This is a genomic window from Mammaliicoccus sciuri (assembly GCF_002901825.1).
GTDB classification, from domain to species: Bacteria; Bacillota; Bacilli; order Staphylococcales; family Staphylococcaceae; genus Mammaliicoccus; species Mammaliicoccus sciuri.
This window is the reverse complement of record NZ_PPQD01000034.1, coordinates 51,987-54,412: the sequence shown is the minus strand read 5'-3', so window position 1 is coordinate 54,412 and position 2,426 is coordinate 51,987. Positions and strand designations below refer to the sequence as shown.

Annotated in this window: 2 protein-coding genes and 1 tRNA gene; 1 reads left to right on the top strand and 2 read right to left on the bottom strand. The window is 29.6% G+C overall.

The genetic code is table 11. The features are described 5' to 3' along the window. Positions 1–142: 142 nt before the first annotated feature. A tRNA-Glu gene (locus CD035_RS11680) sits at positions 143–217 on the bottom strand. A 596-nt stretch (positions 218–813) separates the two neighbouring features. On the opposite strand from CD035_RS11680, the gene CD035_RS11675 reads away from it, so the two are divergent. Continuing rightward, positions 814–1,329 (top strand): GNAT family N-acetyltransferase, encoded by a 516-nt coding sequence (locus tag CD035_RS11675; RefSeq protein WP_048539856.1) that lies wholly within the window; start codon positions 814–816, stop codon positions 1,327–1,329. Positions 1,330–1,752: 423 nt separating this feature from the next. Here CD035_RS11675 and hemG read toward each other — a convergent pair. Next, positions 1,753–2,426, bottom strand: a 674-nt coding sequence (hemG, locus tag CD035_RS14190) for a protoporphyrinogen oxidase (protein ID WP_229412549.1), incomplete at its 5' end; no start/stop codon positions are given.

The window sequence follows — 2,426 nt, the reverse complement described above, 5'->3', positions numbered from 1 at the left end:
CCACCGACCTTCGGGTTATGAGCCCGACGAGCTACCGAACTGCTCCATCCCGCGCTAATAATAAGTAATTTGGCTACCTTATTAATATAACACATTCATTAATATTATGTCAATAAAATTTTAATAATTTTTTATTAAAAAATGGTGACCCCTACGGGATTCGAACCCGTGTTACCGCCGTGAAAGGGCGGTGTCTTAACCGCTTGACCAAGGGGCCTCTAATTGAGAACTACTTAAGTATATATAGAAATATAAAGAACGTCAATGCTATTTCTTTACTTTTCTTAATAAAAAATTTGAACTTTTAACATCTATGTGACAATTGTCACTAAAGGGAGAAATAATCATTCAAAACCCCCTCTTTTTATCTTTAGAAGTCTTATTTATTCATGATTTTTATAGAAAAAAGTGATCATAAAGTAACTTTTCCATACTTGAATATTAATTGTAAGTTGACACCTTTTCTAATTTAATCGAACTTGAAACTTACTAATCTTATATTTATATATTTGTCCCCCCTATTACATAATTCAGTGCTCAATTATTGTTAGATGACATTTTTTAATTGTTCAGAGCTTTTATTTAATTTTTAGTTTTAGCTTGTTTAATATATAATTACTAGATACCTTGCTACATTTATCGATTTGATCTTTGCTAAAATATACTTCTTGGTTTTAATTAAAGTAATTCTTATTTGGATGGAATAACATTGTTATTATTACAACTTAAATGTACTATGAAAATAACTCATTAAAACCTACATTATTATTTAAGTGAATTAGTTATCAGCCAATTTTTAAAGGATGAAATTTTATGTTAATTAAAAATAAGAATATGACAATACGAAACATGGAACAAAGTGACTTATCTAATTTAATAAAATGGTTTAACAATAAAGATTTAACAAAGTTTTATGATGAAAGATTTGAAAATAATAATGCAATTATAAAAAAATACTTACCACGTATAAATGATCCTGGTAAAGTAACACCTTGTATTTTAGAGATTAATAATGTTGCAGTCGGGTATATGCAGTTTTATAAAATTGATTCTTCTCTACATAAAAAGTTAAATTTTGATTTAAAACTTAATGTATATGGTATTGACCAATTTTTAGCAGATCGCTCTATATGGGGTAATGGAATAGGTACAGAATTCATAAAAATGATATTAAATTACTTAGTATTAGAACTTAATGTGGATTCAATTGTATTAGATGTAAAAATTAATAATATTAGGGCTATTAAATCATATAAAAAATGTGGATTTAAAATTTTTAAGCAAGAAGATTCATATTTCTATATGGAATGGAATAAAGCAAATCGATAACCAAAATTATATTCTAATTATTAATTAGTATCTAAATTACTTCTGATATGTTGCTTGTTTACTCAGTCTTGATATATACAACGCCTCTATTTATCTTGTTTAGCCAGTCTTGATAAATTCAGACCTCCTATTTATCTTGTTTCACCTGTCTTGATAAATTCAGACCTCCTATTTATCTTGTTTACTCAGTCTTGATATATACAACGCCTCTATTTATCTTGTTTCACCTGTCTTGATAAATTCAGACCTCCTATTTATCTTGTTTCTCTGCTCTTGATAATTACAAGCTGATCTATCTTCCTCACTCACCTACTCCAACAACAAAAAAACAGAAATTCTAATGTTAAATTAGAATTTCTGTCCCGCTTCAATACGCTTCCATCCTCTTCCATGCACTTCCGCGCACTATCTACTTACTACTATTTAATTCAAATACTCTATCATCTTGTCACTAGCGTTCTTAGCCATTTGTACACAATCTGGTAATCCGACTGCATCAAATGATGCACCTGTTATGATAAGGTTATGATAATTCTGATCGATATGTTCTTGTATATCTCGAATACGATCGATATGACCGACTTCATATTGAGGCATGCTGTGTGGTAATTTCGTTACGATAGAGAATTCTGGTTCTCCTTTTATAGTCATGATTTTATTCAGATCATTTAGAGCGACTTGTTTCAATTGTTCTTCGTCTTTATGATGAATAATATTTGAGCCTGGTTTACCTACATACGCTCTTAATAAGACTTTTCCTTCTGGTGTTGTATGCGGCCATTTTTTATTTGTCCATGTACAAGCTGTGATGGCTGTATCACTTGTTCTTGCGATTACAAATCCAGTTCCATCTTTATCATTAACGACTTGATCCTTATCAAATGCCATAACAACTGTTGCAACACTTGTTGAAGGCATATAGTTAAAGTAATCCAATTTAAGGTCATCTTTAAACCATTTAACGAAATGTTGGTGTGGTATTGTAACGATTACACCGTCATATTCATGTTCTTCATTATTTATAGTTAAAATTGTTTTATTATCTTTTTCTACTAAATTTTGAACTGAAGCATTTAAATGTATTTGAACACCTTTGT

Excerpts from the sequence above, each read along its gene's own strand:
- CD035_RS11675 (WP_048539856.1), top strand. The coding sequence starts at position 814 with ATGTTAATTAAAAATAAGAATATGACAATACGAAACATGGAACAAAGT.